Consider the following 25,147-nt stretch of genomic DNA (forward strand, 5'->3'; position numbering starts at 1 on the left):
TATTTATTTACCTCCTGCTAAACGGATACGTGGATCAATTACACCGTATAAAATATCTACAACGAAGATTACTATTAATAATAATGCACTATAGAAAATCGTTGTACCCATAATTACTGAGTAGTCATTTGTTACAATTGAGTTAACGAATTGAGAACCTAGTCCAGGTACAGCAAACATATTTTCAATAACTAATGTACCAGTCATTAAGTTTACAGCCATTGGACCTAAAATTGTAACTACTGGAATTAATGCATTTCGTAGTGCATGCTTAATGATTACGCCTACTTGCGAGATACCTTTTGCTTTTGCTGTTACGATATACTCTGAGTTCATAACTTCGATTAACTCAGTTCTTGAGAATCGAGCTACTGTTGCTGTAACGAATACTGATAATGCAATTGTTGGTAGAATCGTGTATTTAAAGCTTTCCCAATATGCTACCGGGAACCAATGTAATTTTACTGCCAAATAATACTGTAAGATTGCCCCGAATACGAATGAGGGAATCGAGATACCTAAAACTGCTAGAACAGTAGAACCGTAGTCCCATATAGTATTATTTTTTAATGCTGCTACGATACCGAAGATTAATCCGATAAATGTTCCTAATAATAGTGCTTGAGCACCTAATTGAGCTGATGGACCAATACGAGTCGAGATCATATCAGTTACTTTACGATTATCGTATTTATATGAATCTCCTAAATCACCTTTAGCAAGATTTTTCATGTAATTTGCATATTGTACAGGAACTGGCTTATCTAACCCATATTTAGCAAAAATAATTTGCTTTTGGTCAGGTGTTAATTTCTCTGGGTTTTTTAATGGAGAACCTGGTAACAACTTCATTAAGAAAAATGTAACAGTACAAATCAAAAATAGTGTGACAAACATGTAAATAAATCTCTGTAGCACGTAACGTCCCACAACTGCACCCCCCTATTAATTTAAAAAATATTTTATTTTTTTTATTTTTTGATAATTCTTTTGTAAAAATGAGAGCATTTGGACCTTTCCCCTATTGGATCTATACCACATACTCTTTAGTACCAATTATAATTCTTTAATTTTTTCGATCGATTTAACTTCTTGTCCATATTATTCTCAAACATGGGATTAATCATTTAATCCTTTTTTTTCATTTGATGTAAAATGGTGTAAATTTTTGCTTAAGCTTTTTTTTCCAACAATGTAAGCGTATTCGTAATGACGCTTTTGGTCAATATTTTTTTACTGGAAAATTCTAAATTATTATTCTAAACAGATTATTTCTTGCAATTTCTCCCTAATTAGTTGAACTGGGATCCTTATAAAAAACAGCTAATTTAGATATTTATTCATAAATTTGGTAAAAAAATGAATGCTAATCCAAAAATTAAATTTACAATTCCTGTATAGCAAATTTATTTATCGTAACATATCTCACAATCCATGATGTATACCCCCTAAGATGCTAATGCAATGTAGGTTAAAATGCAGAAAGTTAATATACAATTCTGAATTTTTATAGTAGAATTTTCGATAAGTATCGATTTTTTTCTACAAATTTTATTATACATTTTTATTAGAGTTTTACAACAATTTTGACAAATAAAATTAAATAATTTGTTAAAATAAAGAGAATTGTCTTAAAAATGCTAAAAATTTAAAAATATTTTGTAACGATTAGTTGAAACTGTTTACAATGTTATTATAGTATAGCATTATTAAGTCTACAAGATATAATTCTTTCCAACAGGAGGATCACAAATTAAATGTCGAAACACTATATTATTGTCGTATTATCTACGATAGTACTAGCAGCAATCTTTTCTCTTACCCAAGGAACATTAAACTTTTTCCTTCATTTCACGAACACGATATTCTATATCGGACTAACATTATTTGTTATAGGTGGTTTTTTACTAATCGTACAAAGTGGATTTTTTAATATCACTCGCTTTGGAATGCGTAAAGTTTTCGGAACGAGAGACCAACAGATGGCAGAGATGACTGGTGATGAATCACTTACTGTTAAAAAGGATATGATCTATAGAAGATATAGATTTTCAATTACAAAACCATTACTTATGGCTTCAATTACTTTAGTTATCCTTTCTTTTTTATTCAGTTTTATCATTATTTACTAAATGATGTATCAACATCTTGAAAGTTGAATATAATTAAGATATTATCTATAGAAAGTATATATAAGCTATGAAGAAGAGTAGTACACAGATTTAGCATGTTAAGAGAGCTTGTGGATGGTGAAAACAAGTCATGCTCCCTGTCGAATGGACTTCTGAGCTTCGAACCGAACATATAGTATAAGTAGGCTTCGACGTAACTCAAACGATAGATGAGAGCATGATTTCATGCATAAGTGATTCCTTATTTGGAATAACTAGAGTGGTACCGCGGTTTAATCGTCTCTATGTAATAGAGAGATTATGCCGCTTTTTTTATTTTAATTAGCTTAATTTAGGAGGATTTTAAGATGCAAACTATTTTTAGTGGAATTCAACCAACATCATCTGGAGGTATTACTTTAGGTAACTATTTAGGTGCGGTTAAACAATTCATTGAATTACAAAATGATTATAACTGTTATTTCTGTATTGTTGATCAACATGCAATAACAGTTCCTCAAGACAGACTTGCTTTACGTAAAAACATTCAAAGTCTCTCTGCAATCTATGTTGCTGCTGGATTAGACCCAGAAAAATCAACTATTTTCATTCAATCTGAAGTACCTGCACACGCTCAAGCAGGATGGATGATGCAATGTATATCATATATCGGTGAATTAGAGCGTATGACACAGTTTAAAGATAAATCAACTGGTAAAGATGGTGTATCTGCTGCTTTATTAACTTACCCACCTTTAATGGCCGCAGATATACTTTTATACGGTACCCACTTAGTTCCAGTTGGAGATGACCAAAAGCAACATTTAGAGCTTACTCGTGACTTAGCAGAGCGTTTTAATAAGAAATATAACGATATCTTTACAATCCCTGAAGTTAGAATTAGTAAAGACGCTGCTAGAATTATGAGTTTAGCTGATCCAACTAAAAAAATGAGTAAATCCGATGAAAATCAAAAAGCTACGATCTTTGTTTTAGACGATCCGAAAGTAATTGAAAAGAAAATTAAAAGTGCTGTAACTGACTCTGAAGGCATTGTTAAGTATGATAAAGAAAATAAGCCTGGTATTTCAAATTTATTAAGCATTTACTCAGCATTTACTGGTGAAACAATTCAGGAATTGGAAAATAAATACGTTGGTAAAAATTATGGAGAATTCAAACAAGATGTTGCAGATGTAGTAGTAAATGGATTACGTCCTTTACAAGAACGCTATAAAGAAATTATTTCTTCAACTGAATTAGATGATATTTTAGATGCAGGAGCTGCAAAAGCAAATGCCGTTGCGAGTAAAATGATTAAAAAAATGGAAAATGCTATTGGATTAGGTCGCAAAAGAAAAAAATAATTCTGTTTTACGTAAAAATTAAAATAGTAATGGGTGTCTTATAAGTCAAAGGACTTTAGAGACACCTTTTTCTTTACTTTGAGGAAAAGGTCGAAGTATAAAGAAATCACTAAAAAACCCACAAGGCACCTTATATCACCTTGAGGGTCTTTTTCGTTTTGAGGTCATTTTAAATAACCTCTTTTAGTTTACTTTTTGTTCGTGTTCCATTTCCCATAGTTTTTCAAAGAAAGGTTGACCTTTAACGATTCTTCCACATAATTGCTCATGTCGCTCTGACCAACCACTCTTTATTTCGTCATATAATTGAGACCAAATGTCCTCAAATGACAAATCCTGAATATGTTGATACGATCTTGGATTCCACTCAGTGTACCAATACCTGATCTCCGAAGGATTTTTTGATGAATGAAGTTGATCTAACGCCATAAATAATAACTGCTTTAGTTGTCTTTCTTTTCTTGTTAGTCCGCTCATAATAATTGGCGACGGTGACAGTATATGATGTTCTTTTGTTTCATCATTTACTAAATTTTGAAGATTATAATGGCTCTCTTCAATCTCGGCTGTCATATCATACACCATTTGTTCTTGCCTTGGTATTAAACGACTTTTTCGAATCGGAATATTATACCCAATTGTGTCAATCGCAATAATACCATTACCGTCAGTTACTACAAAGCAATAATCTAGCTGAATACGCTCATGATTCTTTCTTACATAAGACTTTTGAAACACTTCAGTTAATAGACCGGAAGGAAGCTCTAATAGTTCATTTTCAATATACTGATATAACTCTGGAGTAACTTTAATGACTGGAACTTGGTCTAATAATTCAACACTATCATCTTTTCTCCATTCAAAAAAATGACAGACATTGTAACCATTTTCTTCACCTTCAAACCAATTGACCCATACATCATGTAAATACAACATTTACTACCCCTCACTTCACAACTGTATGTAACTTTCAGTATGGTCAGTGATTCACTAATTTATTCCATTTTCCACTGAATTACAAAAAGTGTTTTACAAACTGAATGAAAAATCGTCAATAAATTATTAAAATATCATAGATTAAAGCATCTCTGATACATTAATACTGCAATACATTATATAAGCTCTGATATGCCCTGGAATCGTTTGCATTCAAATTGAAATATAATGTATTGCGTTTTCCTTAATCTTTTTACTTGGCGTTCGTAAAAGGATATCAGTTGACCATTCAGTCTGCTCTGTACAACTTTTAACAATGTCATATCCAACACTGTAACCCAATAATTTTGGAATTCCGTTCCCACCATACAAGTACTTTGAAAAATTATCATCATTACTTGTTATCTCAAGTTTATCTATTAAATATTTTTTATAATATAATTCACATTGCTTGGAAGAATATTGATTTGTCCATGGTGCCTGAACTGCTTCTCCATATTTTTCTAAAACTGCAGTTTCGGCTAACCCTTCTAAAATCATTGCATCAAGTAATGTGACCTTTTTGTTTTTATATAACTTTGTCAATCTTACAATATGATGATACTCATGTAATAATACTGCTTTATGTTGTAAAATTCCTTCTAATGGGGACAAAAATAAACAAATACAATTTTTATGTGCGATTCCGCCCCTTTGATAAGTCGTGTTTTTAAACATACTTGCACTTCTATGACAAGGTAAAATAAATATAGGTATGTCTGGTCCATTAAATTCTCTTTTTAACTTCTCAAACTCTTCTGAAAGGCTTTTCCATATACTTTCTTCATCTAGTTGTTTCAGATCATCTTTACTCAAGGTTGACAGCCTCGATAAACCGTGGGAAAGAAGATATTTATATAAACTTTCCTCATTATATTTCGGAAAATATGGTAAAAGTTTTTTCATTACCAATTGTTTATCTTCAATAAAATCAACCCATTTATAAGTTGGCATTATCCCAAGTTAATCACCTCAATTTACTATTAAAGTATGATAATTAACTAGTGAAAGTTACTTTTTTTTACACTGTGATTTCTAATAAAAAAAAAGCTTAGGTAAAGACCTAAGCTAGTGTGTCCAAAATATAAATAAATTTTAAACTTATTTAGTGTATTCTTTAAATGCTAAAGTTACATTATGTCCACCAAATCCTAATGAATTAGAAATTGCTGCTTTTACATTAAATGGTCTAGCAACATTTGGTACATAATCTAAATCACATTCGCTATCAGTTTCTTGGTGATTAATCGTTGGAGCAATTACTTTATTATGGATTGTAAGTGCTGTAATAATTGCTTCAATTCCACCAGCAGCTCCTAGCATATGACCAGTCATAGATTTTGTTGAACTAATTGGTACATTGTATGCATGTTCACCAAATACTTCTTTAATTGCCATCGTTTCAAATTTATCGTTTAATTCAGTACTTGTTCCATGTGCATTAATATAATGAATGTCTTCAACTGATAAACCAGCATCATCAAGTGCCATTCTCATTGCACGAGCGCCACCTTCTCCGCCTGGAGCTGGTGCTGTAATATGGTGTGCATCACCAGTTGTTCCGTATCCAACGATTTCAGCATAAATCTTTGCTCCACGAGCTAATGCGTGTTCTAATTCCTCAAGGAATACGATACCAGCACCTTCACCAATGATAAAGCCATCACGAGCATTATCAAAAGGACGACAAGCTTTTTCTGGATCTGGATTTAATGATAAAGCTCTAGCAGCACAGAATCCAGCAAGACCCATATCTGTAATTGGTGCTTCTGCACCACCAGTAATCATTGCAACTGCATCGCCACGTTGAATAATTTTGAAAGCATCACCAATCGAACTTGCACCAGAAGCACAAGCTGTAACTGTACAACCATTTGGACCTTTAGCACCTGTTAAGATCGATACTTGTCCAGATGCCATATCAGGGATTAGCATTGGAATAAAGAATGGGCTTACTCGACGTGCACCTTTTGTTAGGAATGTATTAAACTGTTCTTCATATGTTTCCATACCACCGATACCAGAACCAATCCAAACACCAACTTTTGGAGCAATTTCTTCATCAATCGTAAAGTTTGCATCTTCTAATGCCATTTTTGAAGCTGCAATTGCATAGTGAGTAAAACGGTCCATTCGTTTAACTTCTTTTTTATCAATATATTTTTCAGGATCAAAGTCTTTTACTTCTCCTGCAACTTTAACCGGGAAATTTTCAGGATTTTTTCGAGTCAGAACACCAATTCCACTCTTTCCATTCATTAAACTTTCCCATACTGTATTTATATCATTACCAATAGGTGATACTGCACCTAAACCTGTAATAACAACTCGTTTTTTCATATCTAAAAATCCTCCTTCAATTAGATTATCTTCCGAATCGAAGTGCAATTGCACCCCAAGTTAATCCGCCGCCAAATCCAACTAATACTAATACATCGTCTTCTTTAACATTTCCTTTTTTATATTCTTCAACTAGTGCAATTGGAATTGAAGATGAAGATGTATTACCATGACGATCAATAATTACACTCATTTTTTCTTTAGGTAGCTGTAATCTTTCTCTTGCAGCGTCCATAATACGAGTATTCGCTTGGTGTGGAATTAAGAAATCCACTTCTTCTTTTGTTAATCCTGCTAATTTTAATACAGTTTCACATGAATCTCCCATTTGACGAACTGCAAATTTAAACACTTCTCGACCATTCATTACTAAGTGATCTCCACCTTTATAAAGATGTTTACCACCTGTACCGTCTGCTCCTAATTCATAAGAAAGAATTCCTCTACCTTCACTTACCGGACCGATAACCGCAGCACCTGCACCGTCACCAAATAAAACTGCCGTATTTCGATCTTCCCAGTTAACAATTTTAGTTAACTTTTCAGCTCCGATTACTAGAATTCTACTGTATGTACCAGTTTTTACGAACTGAGCTGCAGTAACAACTCCGTAAATAAATCCAGCACAAGCAGCACTAATATCCATTGCAGCTGCATTTTTAGCTCCAAGTCTTTCTTGAATTACACATGCAACTGATGGAAACGACTTATCTGGAGTAACAGTTCCAACAAGAATTAAGTCAAGTTCTTCTGCTTTTACATCTGCATCTTTTAAAGCTTCTACCGCAGCTTCATATGCTAAATCAGATGTGTCTTGTTCGTCACTAGCAATTCTTCTTTCTTTAATACCAGTACGACTAACAATCCACTCATCTGAAGTATCCATCATTTGTTCTAAATCATAATTCGTTAACTTTTTTTCGGGTACGTATGAGCCAATACCTAAAATTCCAGCATTCATTAATATCCCCGCCTTACTTTATTATTTTTATGTCTTCTTATTATTACCTGGTACTAATTTTATGAAATAATATGTACTTTGTCTACATTTTTATCTTTTTAAATCTAGGCTATGTAAAAAAGATGAATCATTTCTTAAAAAGAATACCACTCAATTGGACGGACCTCAAAGCCAAAGCGAATTTTTAAACGAATTGTATTCTACTACAAAAAAGGAAATAGTTCAAAATGAACCATTTCCTTCACGCTGTTGAAAAACAATCTTTCCATTATTATCCATGCTTTCGTAAAGTAGCCCAAGTAAGATTGATTTCCGCACAGAATGCTCGCTTGCCACCTTTCAATGGAGCGAAACTTTAGCCTCATCGGCACGTACGTTCTTGTGGGGTCTTAAGCCTTCCCTACACCCCATAAGAGTCGGGCACCCCTTTAGCTTCAATCAATTTATTCATCAAAAAAGTTTTAATAAAGATGAAAATGCTGTTGAATTTGCTGTTTTTGCTTTTGTATACCATCCTCAAATGAAGTTGTATTAATAATAACAAAAGGAGTTGCATCAATATAATTTCTCATTTGAGTGAACTTTATTCCGTCGATCATATTTTGTAATCCGGTGAAATTCCCGTCCTCTGGTAAGAACATACTTTGTTTAGCTGTAATGATATATTTATGTTCTTTTAATTCCTTCTCAGAAATTATCCGAATTGCTTTCCCTACATCTTCTACAAATAGGATTTCATTCGAACCGTATACATTTTTTATGGATACATTTCTCTTTCCTAAGTCTTGAACAATCAATTCATGAACTAAGCCTGCGGATGGCTCCCAAGGTCCATATAAAGATGGAATTTCAATATAAGTAATATTGCAATCGATATTTTTACTCAATTCATTTACAGTTCTTTCTAAATCTGCTAATTCTTTTTTTGTAGACAATAAAAAGATAATATCCTTACTTTTGCCAATGATCTTGTTAAATAGTTTTTCTGTAAACTCTATACTATTAATTGAGCCTTTTAACTTTAGTTCGTCATAAAAATGACAAATAAAAATAGTATCATATTGCTCATTCTCTGATAAAAATTGCTCTTCATCTAAAAAGATGACCCTTGCATTTCTTCCGATTGAAAAGATTTTTTCTTCACTTATTAAATCACTTTCATTTCCTTTTTCCATCACAACGGCTGAAACATCGTTATATTCCATTAGTTGGCAAACCAACTCATATCCTATAAATCCACTGGATCCAATAACAGCACACTTTTTCATTATTAACCTCCTTCTTTTAGGAAATTTATTCAAAAAAAATATAGAGACTATAAAACATCCTGATATTTTTTTAAAAACCTTATTAAGTTTCTGCCACAATCAAATTTTTTCTCTTCTAATGAAATCAAAATCGAAATCGGTAAATTATTTTTATGTCGCTCTTCCTCTAAAAGTCTAATATCGCTTTTCCATTTATAATGATTTCTTGTTGTGGTATAAATTTTAATCGGTGAGATTGTTTCATAAAAAAAACATTCTCTATCTATAACCATATATATATCCGGCGCTTTATATGCTTTTAAAATTTCATGAACTGTTCTTTTATAGAACAATTTATTTTCTCTTTCTAAATCTAATTCATTTTTTAAATTTAACGATGGATTTAACAATGAAATACTTCTGACTTTTCCCTTTAAGTGGCCGAGTAATTTACAAACGACTAATGCACCAGTACCTTCTCCAATTATATGAATTGATGGATTCAAAATTTCTTTTCTCATAACTGAATGATATAAGCTTTCTGCTAAATCGACAGCGTCATCAGAACCCCAATTTTTTCCATACAAATTTGAAGTGAACACTGTGTACCCTTCATCTGTTAAAGTTGATAATAACTTTCTTTTATCAAAATGCTGCAATAAGCAACTATGTGCATTATCTACGTAATGAGTATTCCCACCGACATAGAGTACTCCGAAACCATTCGGTCTAATAGGTAGATGAATAACTGCATATTGATCCTCTTGTTTAAAAAATCTCTCAGTTACAGGCATTCCTATCACCTTATTATTAATGTAGTATTTTTGGGGAATTATAAAATAGGTATGAAAAAATTCTTAAGTTACTTTTTTTAATTAAAACTTTTTAATTATAACTTCAATTATCAAATTTCTAGGTATATAATATGATAAGAACTAACTAGATAGGAGTGATTAGAGTGCGTTTTATTATGACATTGTTCTGGAGCTTTGTTTTATGCCAAATGGGAGCTTACGTTTTAAGTTCAATGACTGGCGGAGAGTATAATTTCACAACTGCTTCAGTTATGGCTGTAGTATTATCTTTAGCTATTTCAGTTCTTAGCGAAGCGATAATCCCTAACGAACCTGTTGCAAAACACCACTAAAATCTATATATAACATATGTTGTAGCACCCAAAAACGTTCAACTTGGTATATACATATGTCATCAATTATAGATTTAGATAATTTATAAAATACTAAAATTTTGATAAATACATTCAATATTTTGTATATTGTAAACGCATAAAAGAGCGCCCTCGATCAATTAATCGAAAGCGCTTTTTTTATACATATTTAGTGTTTTATTTTTTTACTCTTCTATGATCCACAATTATTTAAATTTAGATTTATATGTCCATTTTCTGTTATGGTTTTGTGTATCTGGAAAAACTTCTCCTGCCTGAAGTTTAATTTGTTTTGGGCGAGTTACGTTACTTCCTGTTTCACCGATTTCCACGTATACCCCATTATTTGGTGCTTTGTCGCCTGGTCGAAATTGATGTGCTTGTCCCATAATCCATTCCTCCTTCTTTTTAGGTTCTTATTGTTCCTCTAAAAAGAAAGTTTTTTCTTTTAAAAAGATGGTATCATTAGTAATTATTGGCTTTTTATCCAATAATATTTTTTCTTAAAGAGATTAACATTAAAAAATAAAAGGTGATGAATATGAAAACAAAACACTTAATTGCACTAGATTTAGACGGCACCTTATTAACGGATGAAAAAATAATATCCGAACGTACTTTAAAAGTGATCCAACAGTTAATGAATCAGGGTCACGAAGTATGTATTTCAACTGGTAGACCTTTTAGAGCTAGTAAAATGTATTATGACCAATTAAAACTTACAACTCCAATTGTAAACTTTAATGGTGCTTATGTTCATCACCCTCTAGATGATTCATGGGGAGTATATCACGAATCATTACCTTTAGAAGTGGCAAAAGAGGTAATTAGTTCTTGTAGAGAGTATGAATTAAAAAATATGTATGCTGAAGTAATGGATGATGTATACGCGGATAAACACGAAGAGGAGATCCTCCCACTTTTCCACTACTTAAAAGAAGATATAATCCACGGAGATTTAGTGATAAATCTTACTCAAGCGCCAACATGTCTTCTAATCGATAGTGAAGAGTCTCATGTTGCAAGTATTCGTGAGCACTTATCCAATGTCCACGCTGAAGTAATTGATCACCGTCGCTGGGCAGCACCTCATCATATAATCGAAATTGTTAAAGCAGGTATGAATAAAGCAATAGGTCTACAAAAAGTAGCATCTTTTTATAATATTCCTCGAAAAAACATTATAGCTTTTGGGGATGAGGACAATGATTTGGAAATGATTGAATATGCTGGTCATGGTGTTGCTATGGATAACGCAATTCATCAATTAAAGAATATTGCAAATCACACAACATTATCGAATCAAGATGATGGAATCGCGATTTTCCTCGAAGATTTTTTCAACTTAAAAATATAATTTTTCTTTGTCATTAATTTCAAAGATAACTAATAATAACCACTTATAACAATTTGCTAAATGAGCATTCTATAAAGGACTTCACCAAAGGGATTATCCACTTTTTGATATTGATCAATTACTATTGGAAATTCTTGAGAAGTCAAAAACAAAAAGCTTTCCTATTTAGGAGGGAATCATAATGGGCAAAAGTAATAAGTCTAAGCGCTTTATTCAACAAAGTTCTGATTCTGTTACAAAGTACTCTGAAAAATTCCCTTACCACTTTACACTAGCTGAAGCAGAAGAGCGAAAAGCTAGTAATAGCCAAAGCTTTAATGCTTAATTTAAAGCATTAAAAACAAAAAACAACCATTGGAATACTCCTTTGGTTGTTTTTTTATTTATACTAGTTCTCGGTTTCTTTGTTCTTTATTTACTGAAGAAGTTTCTGGTAGGTAACTGTTTGTGTAACTGGTTTAATTTCCCCATTAAGATTCTTCTCATTAACCTTTGATGCAACGAAATTTGCAGTTATTACATAATTACCATATGGAAGGTTTTTATTTACAAAATTAACTTGTTCTTCCCAAACTTGTGTTTTTCCGCTAGGAACTGCAACATTTGTAATGACTTGTGCATAAACCATTTCTCGAGATGATTGATAAACTACTTGTCCACTCTCATCTTTAATTGTAAAATCAACTGTTTGTGATGAAGGGAATGTAAAATTTGCAGGGATTTTATTATCATTACGTAATGAATATTTCATCTTTACAAGCCCGTTAGCTTCTGTAACTTCAAGTGTTGATAAAAGCTTTTCAACGTCTATCTCATTAATTTGACCTACAGTTTGTTTTGTACTTGGTGTTGGTTTTATTTCCTTGTCACTCTTAGCACCACAACCAGAAAGAAGTAGCGAACAAGCTAGTAAGAGAATCGATCCCTTTTTCAAAATAATCTCCACCTTTTTAATATCCTTACCCTAAATTATACCAAAAAGCTGAGAAATTACTTTAACAAAATATTCGAGATTAAAACACCTTCTCGCAAAAAAATTACCACTACTAGCCATCAAATATATTTCCAATCATATTCCATATCCTACTACCTTGTACTCTATAAAAAATATTTTGACTAGATATCGAACCGGTTAAAGAGTTTGAATTAGAAAATAATTTAACTGCTTCGGCAACTGGGCAGTCATTAACTTATCTTCCAATGAAGGTATATAAATAAAGATTAAAAATGATCATTGAATTTGAGAACAACAGACCGCTTCTGCTGTTCTCTTTTTTATTGATACTTAGTAAATTGAAACACACTAGGAATTTTTAACTTTAGACTTAACTTTCGTGTCATTTCTACTTACAGTTTGAGATGATTTAAATACGAATGCATAAATCTTAAAATTAAAAGAAAAATTAATTAAGTATTTATCTAATCATTAAAATTGTCTATTAATAATAATAAAGCTTGATCAATGACATATGTACTCCTTACCTATAATTGAAAGGGGAATTCACATGATGCATACTATTTTTCATTCATTTATTCTAATTTTAGCTGGCATTTTACTATTAAGAATAGCTGGAAGAAAATCAATTTCACAAATGACGTTGCCCCAAACGATTGTTATGATTTCGATTGGTACAATTATCGTTACTCCAATTATTGAAAAAGGCTTAACAAAAACAATTGTTGCTGCTACAGTTTTTGTATTAACTTTACTTGCATTAGAATATTTACAGATGAAATCTAATACTCTTGAAAAATTTTTTACAGGAAAATCAAAAATTGTAGTAGAAAACGGGAAGTTGAATGTTAAAAATTTAAAAAAATTACGTTTAACGGTTGATCAATTAGAAATGCGTATTCGAAATGAAGGAATTAATAAATTTGAGGATATTAAATTTGCTACAATTGAGCCAAATGGCTTATTAGGATTTGAATTAGCTGAGGATGCGAAACCATTAACAATTAAAGAGTTTAAAACACTAATGGAGTCGTACGGATTTCAACTTAACAATAATAATTTAAGCAAGAATACTCAAAGTTCTGCTTCAATTTTTAATGAATTAAAAGGAAAAGAAAAACCCGAAAATACTAAATTGAAATAAATCAAAAAAAGACTAGCAAAATTAAACCTTTTTGCTAGTCTTTTTCTATTTAAATCTTTCTAAATTCACCTAAGACATCAACAGTTTGTACCACATTCGTAAAAGCTTTAGGATCTACCCTTTTTATAATTCTTTCCAAATCATATAATTCATAACGAGATAAAACAATCATTAAAATATCTTTATCTTGTTTAGTAAATGCTCCAGTAGCATTCATTTGTGTAATTCCACGGACAAGCTTCGCATGAATTTCTTTTCTAAGCTCTTCACCTTTTGTAGTGACAATCATTGCCGTTAGCTTAACATGACTTGTATGAACACTATCGATTACACGAGTAGTAACATATAAATTGATTAAAGTATAAAGAGCTTTTTCCATTCCATATAGCTGACCAGCTGTAATGATAATAATTGCATTAAATAAAAAGAAATAGGTTCCAACCGGTTTCCCTTTTGATTTTGAAAGAACTAAGGCGATAATATCCAACCCACCTGTAGATCCACCAAATTTTAATGTCATACCAATTCCGATCGCAGCAATTAAACCACCAAAAACTGCATTAAGCAGAATATCATTAGAAAAAATCGGTTTAATAGGTAAGATTTCCAAAAATAATGTCATAATCCCTACACTGAAGAAACTAAAAAACGTAAAGGAACGTCCAACTTTTTTCCATGCTAAGACGATAACAGGAATATTTAATAACGCTAAAAGAATCCCCGTCGTTGCAGTAAACGGAGTGTAGTCAGTAATAATATTTGAAAGTAACTGCGCTAAACCTGCAAAACCACTTGAATAAACATTAGCAGGAATTAAAAAACAATTCATTGCAAACGCATTTAAGAAACCACCTATCATTACGACAATCAGCTTAAATAATAGCTCTTTATTTCTTTCCACCAACTCTGCTTCCTCCTCAAAAAAATAAAACTTCTCTCTATAATAAAAAATTTGCCTCTGTAAAAACATCAGAGTTGTTTAACAAAAGCCAAAATGGAAAAACGAACACACATACATAATTAAGGTGATAAAGGCAAACCTAACATTATCATTTCTTATAAAGGAGCTTAAATATGCCTACTAGTGATAATGACAAAAAAGCAAAAGATAATAACGCTATAAGAGAAAAGAAAAATGCACAAGAAAGAAAAAATGCACAAGCTGGTAAGAAATCTTTTTCTAAAAGTGTCGATCATCTTTAATATTTAAAAAACGTTTTAAACGATTCAAAAAACATGTAGAATTTCATCCAATAGTTTAAGTATATTTAAATCTTTCTGAAAGACAATAAGAACTTTCTAAACTTGAAAAAGCCTTATTATTAATAAGATTCAAAAAATAAAACTGTTCAACTTTTCCAATAATTTCGGTATAAGTCGAACAGTTTTTTATGATTTTTTTAATAAAATTCCACTCTTAAAACTTCCTAAATTCACCAAATACATCAATTGTTTGAACGATATTTGTAAACGCCTTTTCATCAACGGATTTAATGACTTTCGATAGATGATATAGTTCATACCGTGATAGTACCATCATTAAAATTTGTTTATCTTGATTTGTAAAGGCACCTTTTGCATTAATCGCAGTAATTCCTCGCACTAACTTCGAATGAATTTCTTTACGCAGCTCGTCACCTTTTGTTGTAACAATAAAGGCAGTTACTTTAATATGACTAGTATGAATTGCATCAATAAATCTAGACGTTACGTATAGGTTAATTAGTGTATAAAGTGCTTTCTCCATTCCATAAATATAGCCCGCTGTTAAAATAATTAACGCATTAAACAGGAAGAAGTATGTACCAACTGGTTTTCCTTTCGAACGTGATAATACTAGTGCAACAATATCTAATCCACCTGTTGAAGCACCAAACTTTAATGTATATCCAATCCCCACTGCAACAATTAATCCACCAAATACAGCGTTTAGTAAAATATCTTTTGAGAAAAGAGGCGTTACTGGGATTACTTCTAAAAATAACGTCGTGATTCCAACGCTTAAAATCGTAAAATACGTAAAAGATCGACCAATTTTTTTCCATGCTAAAATGATGACGGGTATATTTAATATTGCAAGTAAAATACCAGTAGAAGCCGAAAAAGGTGTAAAATCATTTAATAAATTAGTAAGTAACTGAGCTAAACCAGAAAAACCACTTGAATAAACACTGACAGGAATTAAAAAACAATTCATCGCAAAAGCATTCATAAATGCACCAAATATTACTACAAGAACTTTTATTAACAATTCTTTTTTGTCATTCACCTACAAGCCTCCTAAATATTCATATGTTTAGTATGCCTGTAAATTGTAAAAAAATAGCAAAAAACCAATAGAAGTGGTTTCTTGCTGTTGAAAAACTCTATTGTCAATTAATTACCAAATTTTCGTAAAAGGAGTAGAATGATGTTGATTTCCATTACAGGATGCTCGCTTTCCACGGGGCGAGACCTGAGCCTCCTCGGCAAGCCTGCGGGGTCTCAGCCTTCCCGCTAATCCCATAGGAGTCGAGCACCCTTTCGTTCCAATCAACTTACTCATCAAAAAAGTCTAACATTAAAAAGCTAAATTAGTATCCTTTACTTTGAGTAAATAAGCAGTCTATTCTGTTTATAGTCTTTAAACTTCTGAAAAAATACTAGAATTTGTTATTATTAATTGAATTAATAGTTGATCAAAAATGCATTTCATTTCAAATTGTTCACTTAATATCTGTTTTCCCTATTGTTCAAAATATGAAAAACGCTCAAATATAAAGTGGTTTTACTAGTTTTCGAAAATACCAATTAAAAGCTTGAGGTGAAATTTTAAGGCTAATTATCAATCAATATCCAAATATGTTTGTTAGATTTTTAATGCTTAATCCGAATTTATCTCTAACTTACCTTTTTTCTGAACAACTTTTACTGTCTTTTGATTTGATGTAAATAAACTGTTCGCCCCTTATAAAAAACCACTTCATTCAATGAAGTGGTTTCACATTCTAATTATTGCTCTTTCTTCTCAAACAGTTCTTTTGCGTATGTCCAACCGTCTTCTTGATAGATTTTATTTTCCTTTAATAATCTACCCATCGCTCGTTTAAATGAAGCCTTACTAATTTTAAATCTTACTTTAATATCCTCTGCGTCACTCTTATCCCAGTAAGGCATTGCCCCACCACGACTCATCATATATTCATAAATGTCATTTGCTTCTTGATCTAATCCTTCATGCACCCTTGGTAAAAGTGATACGTTAATACTTCCATCATCTTTAACATCAATAATGCGTCCGCTTACTCTTTCACCAATGCGAGGTTCAGTTTTTCTCTGTGATTCATGGATAAAACCTATGAATCGTTCATCAGTTAAAATATAAGAACCCACTCTTAAAGTACGATAAATGATTCCTGTAACATTTTTATTAAGCATACTAGGTTCAGCCGGAACAGAGAACTCTCTCATGACTGGTTCAGTAGCAATTTTAATTAATAGTCTACCTTTGTTTGTTTGCTTTAACGTACAAAAAATTTCATCGCCTTCTTCAGGCCAAACTTCTTGAAGAGGTGGAAGGTCACCTTTTTCTAAAAGAATATCTTTTGAAATGCCGATGTTTACAAAAACACCTACTCCATCAAGTTTATCGACTACTTTTGCAAATCCATAACCTTCTGTTGTAATGAATGGCATTTCCATCGTTGCAGAAAGTCTACCTTTAGAATCATGATATAAAAATACAGTTACTTCTTGATCTATTTCAACTTCACCAGATGCCTCATTTTTATGTAAAAATACTTCTTCCTGATCTTGGACAAGCATATACCCAATATCCGTTTCTCGACTGCAAACTAAAGTTACAATCTCTCCTGCTTGTAAACTCATTTTTTGTTACATCCTCTCTAAACTTTCAAACTAAAAATTATTATATCATGCATAATGAAAGTTTGTTACTTCGTCTATCATACACTATAATACAAGTATTAACGAATTGGAGGGATTCTATCTATGTCAAAAGAAAGTTCATTTGATATTGTTTCAAAAGTAGACTTACCAGAAGTCTCGAATGCGATTCAACTTGCTACAAAAGAAATCGCAACTCGCTATGACTTTAAAGGAAGCAAAAGCTCAATTACATTAGAAAAAGAAGAACTAGTTTTAGTATCTGATGACGATTATAAGTTAGAGCAATTAAAAGACGTATTAATTAATAAATTAATTAAACGCAATGTTCCTATTAAAAATCTAGATTACAGTAAAGTTGAGGGTGCTTCAGGTGGTACTGTAAGACAAAGAGCTAAATTAGTTCAAGGTATTGATAAAGATAATGCAAAAAAGATCAATACAATCATTAAAAATAGTGGATTAAAAGTAAAATCACAAATTCAAGATGATCAAATCCGTGTAACTGCTAAAAGTAGAGATGATTTACAAGCAATTATCGCTGCTGTAAAAGGTGCAGATTTATCAATTGATGTTCAATTTTTGAATTACCGATAAATATATACATAATGAAAAGAGGATGAAACTAGTCATCCTCTTTTTAACTTTTATAAATTTAATTAGCTACTTACTAACGTTAATCTTTCATTTTTTACACATGTACCACGGACTACTATTTTATATGGAACGATGATACTTTTTTCAGTACCATCTGGTTCTTCAATTTTTGTAATAATATTTTTTGCTGCTTCATTGCCTAATTGATAAATATTAATATCTACAGAAGTTAATGGTGGATTTGCTAATTCTGCAAAAATTGCATTATTAAAGCTAATAATTGAAATGTTTTTCGGGACTGAAATGTTATGTTCGCTTAATACACTTATAATTCCTAATGCTAATACATCATCAGTTACAACAATTGCAGTCGGAAGTTCTTTTAGTTCTAGCAATTGATTTACTGCTTTTCTTCCACCGTCTCTCGTAAATGAGGTAAATATAATTTCTTCTTCATTTACTGAAAGTCCGTTTAATTGCATTGAATCTTGGAATCCACGTAAACGGTTTTGAGTTACTAGAAGACTACTTTCTCCTCCAACAAACGCAATTTGTCGATGTCCATGTTCAATTAAATAATTCGTTACATCTCTAGCAGCTGCATAATTATCGTTATCAATATATGTTATATCATCAATTGAATGATAAGGCTTTCCTACTAAAACAAAAGGAAAGTTATTTTCGTTCAAATAATCAATAATTTTATCATTTTCCTTAGAGTAAAGCAGAATAATTCCATCTACTCTTCTACCTCTAATTGTTTTAATCACAGTTTGCTCAACTTCATCTTCATTGTTTCCTGTTATAAAATAAAGAGAGTAATCTTTTTGATTCGAATACGCTGTTACACCTCTAATTACTTCTGCAAAAAAAGGATTATGAAATGATGTATCTAGTGCTGGTGGCAAAACTAATCCAATAGATTTCGTAGATCGATTAGCCAATGACCTTGCATTTAAATTGGGATGATAATTTAGTTCATCCATAACTTTTCTAACTTTTCTTTTTGTTTTTTCACTAATTCTTGGGTTGTTTGAGATAACTCGAGACACCGTTGAAGGCGCTACATTCGCTTTCTTCGCAACATCCTTTATTGTAATAGTCATTTTAATTCCCCTTATTTACGAATGAATGTAAACGTTATCATTTCTTCTTTAGATGTAGACTCTATTTAAAAGATTATCGATACTTGAAATAATCCACATCTTCCTTCACAAGTCGATGCCCCGTTTATTATACTGGAATCTAGTGGATTTAATCTATTACTAATTTGCTTAGAATACTAAAAAGATCGCAATCATTTCAAGTATTCTAAGCTTAGGCAAACTAGTATTTATTTCTCTTCATTATTTCGTCTTCTTGCAAACCATAAAAAGATGATAAACGCTACAAAAATAGATGGAATTGCAATAATCACTCCAATGTTTAAACTAGTTTTAGGTGCAACTGCATAAACATTTGAAGATTCTCTTTTTAGGACGATATCAAATCCTTTTTTATTTGGACGAACTAAATCATCACTTAACATCCCTCTTAGTTCATTAGATTTTTTAACGACGTCAAAATCTAAATGAACCTTTTGATCAAGAGAAGTATTATTTATTGCTATGATTGTAGTTTCATCATTGTAATGTCTCTTAATTAAAGTCATACCTTTAGAATCATCATACAGTACTTCAAAATCACCATCAGAAAGTGACGGTAAAGTTCTTCTTAATTCAGTCAATTTTTTAATATATTTTGAAAAATCTTCATCAGTACGGAAATCCATTCCTTTTCGATTATCAGGGATGTTTCCACCATTTAGTGCAATTTCTGTCCCGTAATACGTCAACGGAATCCCTGGTGTTGTAAATAAATATGCAAGTGCCAACTTTAATCTTGAAGGTGGATACTGCCCTTTTGATACAGCTACTGAAACAAAACGCTTAGTCATTTCATCATCTACATAGTTAATCATTAATGTCGAGCCTAACTGCTTACTTAAATCCGCTTGTTGCTTCATTATGTCAGTTAATGATTGATTTTGTGAAGAAAATGTATTTGCCAAATCAGCTACTGAATCTACATTATAAATTCCATTAAAACCTAAATTTTTATATTTATTTAGATCTATATCACTTGTGGCATTTAAATCAGCAAATAAAATGAAATTTGGATCTTTCTTTTTTATTTCTTTATTAAATGATTCCCAAAATGAAACAGGTACATTATTTACTTCTTGTAAATTATATCCGTCAAAATTAGCTTGATCCATCCAATACTTGGCTGTTTCGATTAAGTAATTGGCTACTTCATTGTTTTCTTCATTAAAATCAGGTAACCCATTTATCCATTTCTTTTCTGAACTTGTACTATTTTCAGGATTAAACCAATCTGTTCTTTTAGCAAGTTCACTATTTGGCGAAGCATTATTTGTAACAAAATCAATATAAACTTTTATATTACGTTTATGTGCTTCCTTTACCAACTTCTTGAGTTCTTTATTTGTTCCGAACCTTGGATCAATTTTTCTAAAATTAACGACCGAGAATCCATCATATGAATTTGTGTCATTCTCAAAAATAGGTGAAATAGAAATAGCATTATATCCAAAATCCTTAAGATAATCTAATTTTTGGGTAATACCGTCCAAATCCCCACCCTGAGATTTATTTAAATCTTTCGGGTCTGTATTTTTATCATTCATAGGATTACCATCAAAAAAACGATCAACTAAAATTCGATAAATCATTTCTTTTCTTAAATCAGTTGTATTTTTTTCTGCAAAACTAATACTTGGTAACGTACTAAAAAATAGTACGGATACTAGTATTAAAATACCAAATCGCCTCATTTTTTCTCCCCCTGCAAGACACTCGCATGTACAAAAATTTCACTCTCTACATTATTTTGCAAAATATTACAATGAAATTCAAATGTTAAATTAAATTTCATAAAAATGGAAGCGATTGCACACACTATTTAATTATACTGTTACTAAATTAGATAGCAAGTTAATTCCTTGCAAACATTAATATTAAAATTTCACTAAAAATAAAGGGTGGGATCATGCAAATTGAATCAATATATCATCAGCCATATGATCAATATGCTTTTTCAATAGATGATAAAACCTATCGTTTAAGAATTCGAACAAAAAAAGGTGATTGTACAGAAATTATTTTTTATTTCGGAGATCCATTCAAATTTAATGATTCAGGTTGGCAAATCGAATCATCACTCTCCATGTATCTTGCATTTTCCACAGAACTATTTGACTACTGGGAAGTAAATGTAATCCCTCCAAATAAACGAATGAAATATCAATTTCTTTTAAAAAATGAGCAAGAATCTCTATTTTACGGTGAGGGCGGATTTTCAAGCAATTTTACCCCTAATGATCAGTCAAACTGTTTTACATTGCCATTTCTTCATAAAAATAATTTAATATCACCGCCGAGTTGGGTTCATGATACGATTTGGTATCAAATTTTCCCCGATCGATTTGCAAGTGGAAATAACAAGAATAATCCTATCAATTCGACTCCGTGGGGCTCTACTCTACCAACGAGTTCAAGCTATTTTGGTGGTGATTTAGAAGGTGTTATTCAAAAAATAGATTATCTTAAAAATTTAGGAATATCCGGAATTTATTTAACGCCTATTTTTGAAGCAAATTCTAATCATAAATATAATACAATCAATTATTTTAGAATCGATCCTACTTTTGGAGATGAAAAAGTCTTAAAAACATTAATCGAAAAATGTCATGAAAAGAATATTCGAGTAATGCTTGATGCAGTATTTAACCATACAAGTGCATCCTTTCCTCCATTTCAAGACGCATTGCAAAACGGAAAGGAATCCGCCTTTTTTGAATGGTTTCACTTTTTTAAAGATGAACAAAACAATTCAGCTTATGAAACTTTTTCTTTCGTTAAGGAAATGCCAAAACTAAATACTGAAAATAAAGAAGTACAGAATTTTTTATTAGAAATAGGTTCTTATTGGATAAAAGAATTTAACATAGATGGTTGGCGTTTAGATGTAGCAAACGAAATTGATCATTATTTTTGGAAACTATTTCATAAAAAAATGAAGGAACTAAAAAAAGATTTATTTATTGTCGGTGAGATCTGGCACCATGCAATGCCATGGCTAAGAGGCGACGAATTCGATTCTGTTATGAATTATCCTCTAATGAAATCTCTTTTTGCATATTTTGGTTATCAATCAATTTCAAAGATTCAATTCCAATACTCGATTAACGATTTAATAGCTCAATATCCATTACCTGTAATCAAAGCACTCTTCAATGTATTAGGTTCACATGATACACCAAGAATACTGACACAATGTAATCATAATGAAAAAAGAGTGATACTATTATATGTCTTTTTATTTACTTTCTTTGGAACTCCATGTATCTACTACGGAGATGAAATTGGTCTACAAGGTGGAAATGATCCCGAATGCAGAAGTTGTATGCTTTGGGACAAATCACAATATAATCTGAGTATTTTTAATTCCATAAAAAAATTGATTTTGATAAGAAAAAAATATCCAGTTTTAGAAAATGACGGTGAGTTTAATTGGGTACAAACTGACCAACCTGACATTGTTATGTATGAAAGAAAGAATAATCAATATCATTTTTTTATCATAATTAATAACTCAAGCGAAAAACAATCAGTTCAAGTACCAATAAATTTACGTAAGAAAAGAATTACAAATGTATGGAATGGAGAACAGTTTGCAACTGAGTCTGATTCAATTGGTGTTGATCTACTAGATACCGACTTTTTAATTTTACAAATAGAAGATACAGACTCATTTACTTGAATCTGTTGACTGTTGGGAAACACTCGATTTCCGGCTGCTTGCGGTGCTCATTACTTTCATAGGTTGCTCCGCTCCTCTTCAGCCTTCAAGCCTCGTAAGATAACAGTTTTCTATCAGTCTGACATCAACCTTTCAAATACAGACTCATTTATGTGGGTCTGTATTTTTATTCACTCATTTACGTTATGTTAGATTTTCTAACAAATACGATACATGTTAGCGTTTTCATTATAATTTTATATATTTTTTTGGGATTTTCGTGAAATTATTATTGAATTTTGCATATATTCTGAATATGATAACTTATATAACATTTAATGTTATAAAAACTAACATTAAAGAAATGGGGAATGAAGATGAATGGTATTCAAGCTGCGGATAGTGTATTTCTTTTTATTTCAACTGTTTTAGTCATGATTATGACACCTGGTTTGGCACTTTTTTACGGCGGTATGGTTAAAAGTAAAAACGTATTAAGTACTACAATGCATAGCTATTCTGCTATGGCAATCGTATCAATCCAGTGGGTGCTAATTGGTTACTCTTTAGCATTCGGTCCAGATTTTAATCATTTGATTGGTAACTTTTCTTGGGCAGCATTAAAGGATGTTGGTTTTACTCCAAATGATAACTACAGCGCAACAGTCCCTCATAATCTTTTCATGATGTTTCAGCTAATGTTTGCAATTTTAACTCCTGCTCTTATATCAGGCGCCTTCGCTGAGCGCATGAAATTTTCAGCATTTCTATTATTTACTCTTTTATGGACAACATTTGTTTACGATCCATTAGCTCACTGGGTTTGGGGCGTGGATGGTTGGCTTCGTAATCTAGGTGCTTTAGACTTCGCTGGTGGAACAGTTGTCCATATTTCCTCCGGTGTTTCAGGCTTAGTTCTGGCTCTACTTCTTGGCAAAAGACGAGATTTCGGATCTACATCACCTCATCATTTACCACTAACTGTATTAGGCGCAGGACTATTATGGTTTGGGTGGTTCGGATTTAATGTCGGTAGTGCCTTAACATTAAATGATGTGGCATTAACTGCATTCATTAATACAAATACTGCGGCTGCTGCAGCTTCAGTTGCTTGGGTGCTAGTGGAATGGTACGTAAATAAAAAACCTACTATTTTAGGTGGAGTTAGTGGTGCCGTAGCTGGATTAGTTGCAATTACACCTGCTTGCGGATTCGTCACACCTCTCTCTTCAATCGTAATTGGATTTTTAGGTGGAGTCATATGCTTTTTAGCAGTAACATACTTAAAATATAAATTCGGATATGACGATGCTTTAGACGCATTCGGTTGTCACGGAATCGGAGGGACATGGGGAGCTATTGCAACAGGATTATTCGCCACAAAATCAGTAAATAGTGCTGGTGCAAACGGACTTTTTTACGGTGACATAACACTTCTTTGGAAACAACTACTCGCTATCTTAGCGACCTATCTTTTTGCAGGAGTTATTACCTTTTTAATTGTGAAAGTTATAGGCTTTTTCATCCGCATCCGCGTCGATCAAGAGGAAGAAAACCTCGGCCTTGACTTAAGCATTCATGGAGAAAAAGCATATCACGACGCAAGTATATAAGGAGGGATAAAAATGACTGCAAAATTAACAAAAATTGAAATCATTACTCGGCCAGATAAATTTGATGTTTTAAAAGATGCACTTTCAAAGGTAGGAATCACAGGAATGACCGTAACGAACGTTTTAGGATGTGGAATGCAATCAGGCTATACAGAAGTGTATCGAGGAAAAAAACGAACAATCAATTTACATGAAAAAATAAAAGTTGAAATAGTCGTATGTGATGTACCTGTTCAAGCAGTAATCGAGGAAGCAAAAAGAGTGTTAAAAACAGGAAAACCTGGTGATGGAAAAATATTTGTATACCCGATTGAAAACGCAATAAAAATCCGCACTGGTGAAGAAGGAAGAGACGCATTGCAAAATGATTATTAAATTATTAAAACCTAGTCGTTATAGATGACTAGGTTTTTAATTGATTAATTATATATTATTACACTTACACAAATGATTTAAGGTTAATGCACCTATGTAACGAATTTAACTGATACCGTGCGTTTTATCGATACAATTTTTATTTGGAATTCAACGATTTTAATTATGATTCTCATTTGTCATTTTCGATTCCACGATTTTAATTGCGATTCCCATCTTTTATTTGCCATTCCACGATTTTAATTGCGA

The 25,147-nt window shown here is 31.9% G+C and carries 25 protein-coding genes and 1 other annotated feature; of the genes, 11 read left to right on the forward strand and 14 right to left on the reverse strand.

Annotation, left to right across the window (positions count from 1 at the left end; translation table 11 throughout):
* Window positions 1–3 precede the first annotated feature (3 nt).
* Window positions 4–930 (reverse strand): oligopeptide ABC transporter permease, encoded by a 927-nt coding sequence (gene opp3b / locus BM319_RS18290; RefSeq protein ID WP_069032981.1) that lies wholly within the window; start codon window positions 928–930, stop codon window positions 4–6.
* 827 nt (window positions 931–1,757) lie between these two features.
* On the opposite strand from opp3b, the gene BM319_RS18295 reads away from it, so the two are divergent.
* Together BM319_RS18295 and trpS are read left to right on the forward strand one after the other, a co-directional pair.
* A complete protein-coding gene (locus tag BM319_RS18295) occupies window positions 1,758–2,132 on the forward strand; it encodes a DUF3899 domain-containing protein (protein WP_084006802.1) in 375 nt (124 codons plus the stop codon).
* Between the two features lie 58 nt (window positions 2,133–2,190).
* Window positions 2,191–2,419 (forward strand) — a binding site (T-box leader).
* Between the two features lie 60 nt (window positions 2,420–2,479).
* Window positions 2,480–3,478, forward strand: a complete 999-nt coding sequence (gene trpS, locus BM319_RS18300; RefSeq protein WP_091024024.1) for a tryptophan--tRNA ligase — start codon at window positions 2,480–2,482, stop codon at window positions 3,476–3,478.
* A gap of 183 nt (window positions 3,479–3,661) precedes the next feature.
* On the opposite strand, the gene BM319_RS18305 is transcribed toward trpS, so the two are convergent.
* The 6 genes from BM319_RS18305 to BM319_RS18330 form a co-directional block, all read right to left on the reverse strand.
* Entirely contained in the window at window positions 3,662–4,414 is a 753-nt protein-coding gene (locus BM319_RS18305) for a YjbA family protein (RefSeq protein ID WP_069032979.1), read from the reverse strand.
* 213 nt (window positions 4,415–4,627) lie between these two features.
* On the reverse strand, window positions 4,628–5,407 hold the full coding sequence (locus tag BM319_RS18310; RefSeq protein ID WP_069032978.1) for a DUF2268 domain-containing putative Zn-dependent protease: 780 nt from the start codon (window positions 5,405–5,407) through the stop codon (window positions 4,628–4,630).
* 147 nt (window positions 5,408–5,554) lie between these two features.
* Window positions 5,555–6,793: a beta-ketoacyl-ACP synthase II gene (fabF, locus tag BM319_RS18315; RefSeq protein WP_069032977.1), complete on the reverse strand. Its 1,239-nt coding sequence runs from the start codon at window positions 6,791–6,793 to the stop codon at window positions 5,555–5,557.
* Between the two features lie 25 nt (window positions 6,794–6,818).
* Complete coding sequence (locus BM319_RS18320; RefSeq protein ID WP_069032976.1) at window positions 6,819–7,754, reverse strand: beta-ketoacyl-ACP synthase III; 936 nt, start codon at window positions 7,752–7,754, stop codon at window positions 6,819–6,821.
* Between the two features lie 461 nt (window positions 7,755–8,215).
* Complete coding sequence (locus tag BM319_RS18325) at window positions 8,216–9,022, reverse strand: hypothetical protein (protein WP_069032975.1); 807 nt, start codon at window positions 9,020–9,022, stop codon at window positions 8,216–8,218.
* Between the two features lie 47 nt (window positions 9,023–9,069).
* Window positions 9,070–9,795 (reverse strand): hypothetical protein, encoded by a 726-nt coding sequence (locus BM319_RS18330; protein WP_069032974.1) that lies wholly within the window; start codon window positions 9,793–9,795, stop codon window positions 9,070–9,072.
* Between the two features lie 164 nt (window positions 9,796–9,959).
* On the opposite strand from BM319_RS18330, the gene BM319_RS18335 reads away from it, so the two are divergent.
* Window positions 9,960–10,148 carry a YjzD family protein gene (locus BM319_RS18335; RefSeq protein WP_069032973.1) on the forward strand — a complete coding sequence of 63 codons (189 nt, stop codon included), beginning with the start codon at window positions 9,960–9,962 and terminating at the stop codon, window positions 10,146–10,148.
* A gap of 227 nt (window positions 10,149–10,375) precedes the next feature.
* Here the strand turns inward: BM319_RS18335 and BM319_RS18340 are convergent, their stop codons facing one another.
* Window positions 10,376–10,558 carry a YjzC family protein gene (locus tag BM319_RS18340; protein WP_056473610.1) on the reverse strand — a complete coding sequence of 61 codons (183 nt, stop codon included), beginning with the start codon at window positions 10,556–10,558 and terminating at the stop codon, window positions 10,376–10,378.
* A gap of 152 nt (window positions 10,559–10,710) precedes the next feature.
* Between BM319_RS18340 and BM319_RS18345 the strand changes: the two genes are divergently transcribed.
* A complete protein-coding gene (locus BM319_RS18345) occupies window positions 10,711–11,526 on the forward strand; it encodes a Cof-type HAD-IIB family hydrolase (RefSeq protein WP_069032972.1) in 816 nt (271 codons plus the stop codon).
* Window positions 11,527–11,707: 181 nt separating this feature from the next.
* The gene (locus tag BM319_RS24795) at window positions 11,708–11,851 is read left to right on the forward strand and encodes a hypothetical protein (protein WP_175403460.1); all 144 of its coding nucleotides are present in this window, start codon (window positions 11,708–11,710) and stop codon (window positions 11,849–11,851) included.
* 90 nt (window positions 11,852–11,941) lie between these two features.
* On the opposite strand, the gene BM319_RS18350 is transcribed toward BM319_RS24795, so the two are convergent.
* Window positions 11,942–12,460, reverse strand: a complete 519-nt coding sequence (locus BM319_RS18350; RefSeq protein ID WP_091024026.1) for a BsuPI-related putative proteinase inhibitor — start codon at window positions 12,458–12,460, stop codon at window positions 11,942–11,944.
* 574 nt (window positions 12,461–13,034) lie between these two features.
* On the opposite strand from BM319_RS18350, the gene BM319_RS18355 reads away from it, so the two are divergent.
* A complete protein-coding gene (locus BM319_RS18355) occupies window positions 13,035–13,625 on the forward strand; it encodes a DUF421 domain-containing protein (RefSeq protein WP_091024028.1) in 591 nt (196 codons plus the stop codon).
* Window positions 13,626–13,674: 49 nt separating this feature from the next.
* Here the strand turns inward: BM319_RS18355 and BM319_RS18360 are convergent, their stop codons facing one another.
* A complete protein-coding gene (locus BM319_RS18360; protein ID WP_286143833.1) occupies window positions 13,675–14,484 on the reverse strand; it encodes a YitT family protein in 810 nt (269 codons plus the stop codon).
* A gap of 215 nt (window positions 14,485–14,699) precedes the next feature.
* Here BM319_RS18360 and BM319_RS18365 point away from each other — a divergent pair, with 215 nt between their 5' ends.
* Window positions 14,700–14,828: a DUF3941 domain-containing protein gene (locus BM319_RS18365; protein WP_084006800.1), complete on the forward strand. Its 129-nt coding sequence runs from the start codon at window positions 14,700–14,702 to the stop codon at window positions 14,826–14,828.
* A gap of 214 nt (window positions 14,829–15,042) precedes the next feature.
* Here BM319_RS18365 and BM319_RS18370 read toward each other — a convergent pair whose 3' ends face one another.
* Together BM319_RS18370 and BM319_RS18375 are read right to left on the reverse strand one after the other, a co-directional pair.
* On the reverse strand, window positions 15,043–15,894 hold the full coding sequence (locus BM319_RS18370; RefSeq protein WP_286133416.1) for a YitT family protein: 852 nt from the start codon (window positions 15,892–15,894) through the stop codon (window positions 15,043–15,045).
* Window positions 15,895–16,616: 722 nt separating this feature from the next.
* Window positions 16,617–17,492, reverse strand: coding sequence for a CvfB family protein (locus tag BM319_RS18375; protein ID WP_069032969.1), 876 nt, complete (start codon window positions 17,490–17,492; stop codon window positions 16,617–16,619).
* A gap of 123 nt (window positions 17,493–17,615) precedes the next feature.
* Between BM319_RS18375 and BM319_RS18380 the strand changes: the two genes are divergently transcribed.
* Complete coding sequence (locus BM319_RS18380; RefSeq protein ID WP_069032968.1) at window positions 17,616–18,107, forward strand: YajQ family cyclic di-GMP-binding protein; 492 nt, start codon at window positions 17,616–17,618, stop codon at window positions 18,105–18,107.
* Between the two features lie 62 nt (window positions 18,108–18,169).
* Here the strand turns inward: BM319_RS18380 and BM319_RS18385 are convergent, their stop codons facing one another.
* Together BM319_RS18385 and BM319_RS18390 are read right to left on the reverse strand one after the other, a co-directional pair.
* Window positions 18,170–19,213 (reverse strand): LacI family DNA-binding transcriptional regulator, encoded by a 1,044-nt coding sequence (locus BM319_RS18385; RefSeq protein WP_069032967.1) that lies wholly within the window; start codon window positions 19,211–19,213, stop codon window positions 18,170–18,172.
* 227 nt (window positions 19,214–19,440) lie between these two features.
* A complete protein-coding gene (locus BM319_RS18390; RefSeq protein WP_091024033.1) occupies window positions 19,441–20,943 on the reverse strand; it encodes an alpha-amylase family glycosyl hydrolase in 1,503 nt (500 codons plus the stop codon).
* 215 nt (window positions 20,944–21,158) lie between these two features.
* On the opposite strand from BM319_RS18390, the gene BM319_RS18395 reads away from it, so the two are divergent.
* From BM319_RS18395 to BM319_RS18405, 3 genes are all read left to right on the forward strand, one after another.
* Window positions 21,159–22,931, forward strand: a complete 1,773-nt coding sequence (locus BM319_RS18395) for a glycoside hydrolase family 13 protein (RefSeq protein ID WP_069032965.1) — start codon at window positions 21,159–21,161, stop codon at window positions 22,929–22,931.
* A 365-nt stretch (window positions 22,932–23,296) separates the two neighbouring features.
* On the forward strand, window positions 23,297–24,523 hold the full coding sequence (locus BM319_RS18400; RefSeq protein ID WP_091024201.1) for an ammonium transporter: 1,227 nt from the start codon (window positions 23,297–23,299) through the stop codon (window positions 24,521–24,523).
* A 12-nt stretch (window positions 24,524–24,535) separates the two neighbouring features.
* Window positions 24,536–24,898, forward strand: coding sequence for a P-II family nitrogen regulator (locus tag BM319_RS18405; RefSeq protein ID WP_091024035.1), 363 nt, complete (start codon window positions 24,536–24,538; stop codon window positions 24,896–24,898).
* Window positions 24,899–25,147: the final 249 nt, after the last annotated feature.

The organism is Bacillus sp. UNCCL81, from assembly GCF_900112535.1.
Taxonomy (GTDB): Bacteria; Bacillota; Bacilli; order Bacillales; family Bacillaceae_G; genus Gottfriedia; species Gottfriedia luciferensis_B.

Bases quoted from the DNA above. Each gene is read 5' to 3' on its own strand.
- BM319_RS18380 (WP_069032968.1), top strand. From the start codon at position 17,616: ATGTCAAAAGAAAGTTCATTTGATATTGTTTCAAAAGTAGACTTACCA.
- BM319_RS18310 (WP_069032978.1), bottom strand. From the start codon at position 5,407: ATGCCAACTTATAAATGGGTTGATTTTATTGAAGATAAACAATTGGTA.
- BM319_RS18325 (WP_069032975.1), bottom strand. From the start codon at position 9,022: ATGAAAAAGTGTGCTGTTATTGGATCCAGTGGATTTATAGGATATGAG.
- BM319_RS18375 (WP_069032969.1), bottom strand. From the start codon at position 17,492: ATGAGTTTACAAGCAGGAGAGATTGTAACTTTAGTTTGCAGTCGAGAA.
- BM319_RS18295 (WP_084006802.1), top strand. From the start codon at position 1,758: ATGTCGAAACACTATATTATTGTCGTATTATCTACGATAGTACTAGCA.
- BM319_RS18345 (WP_069032972.1), top strand. From the start codon at position 10,711: ATGAAAACAAAACACTTAATTGCACTAGATTTAGACGGCACCTTATTA.
- BM319_RS18365 (WP_084006800.1), top strand. From the start codon at position 14,700: ATGCCTACTAGTGATAATGACAAAAAAGCAAAAGATAATAACGCTATA.
- BM319_RS18395 (WP_069032965.1), top strand. From the start codon at position 21,159: ATGCAAATTGAATCAATATATCATCAGCCATATGATCAATATGCTTTT.
- BM319_RS18360 (WP_286143833.1), bottom strand. From the start codon at position 14,484: ATGATAGGTGGTTTCTTAAATGCGTTTGCAATGAATTGTTTTTTAATT.
- trpS (WP_091024024.1), top strand. From the start codon at position 2,480: ATGCAAACTATTTTTAGTGGAATTCAACCAACATCATCTGGAGGTATT.
- BM319_RS18390 (WP_091024033.1), bottom strand. From the start codon at position 20,943: ATGAGGCGATTTGGTATTTTAATACTAGTATCCGTACTATTTTTTAGT.
- BM319_RS18320 (WP_069032976.1), bottom strand. From the start codon at position 7,754: ATGAATGCTGGAATTTTAGGTATTGGCTCATACGTACCCGAAAAAAAG.
- BM319_RS18330 (WP_069032974.1), bottom strand. From the start codon at position 9,795: ATGCCTGTAACTGAGAGATTTTTTAAACAAGAGGATCAATATGCAGTT.
- BM319_RS18340 (WP_056473610.1), bottom strand. From the start codon at position 10,558: ATGGGACAAGCACATCAATTTCGACCAGGCGACAAAGCACCAAATAAT.
- BM319_RS18385 (WP_069032967.1), bottom strand. From the start codon at position 19,213: ATGACTATTACAATAAAGGATGTTGCGAAGAAAGCGAATGTAGCGCCT.
- BM319_RS18405 (WP_091024035.1), top strand. From the start codon at position 24,536: ATGACTGCAAAATTAACAAAAATTGAAATCATTACTCGGCCAGATAAA.
- BM319_RS24795 (WP_175403460.1), top strand. From the start codon at position 11,708: ATGGGCAAAAGTAATAAGTCTAAGCGCTTTATTCAACAAAGTTCTGAT.
- fabF (WP_069032977.1), bottom strand. From the start codon at position 6,793: ATGAAAAAACGAGTTGTTATTACAGGTTTAGGTGCAGTATCACCTATT.
- BM319_RS18305 (WP_069032979.1), bottom strand. From the start codon at position 4,414: ATGTTGTATTTACATGATGTATGGGTCAATTGGTTTGAAGGTGAAGAA.
- BM319_RS18355 (WP_091024028.1), top strand. From the start codon at position 13,035: ATGCATACTATTTTTCATTCATTTATTCTAATTTTAGCTGGCATTTTA.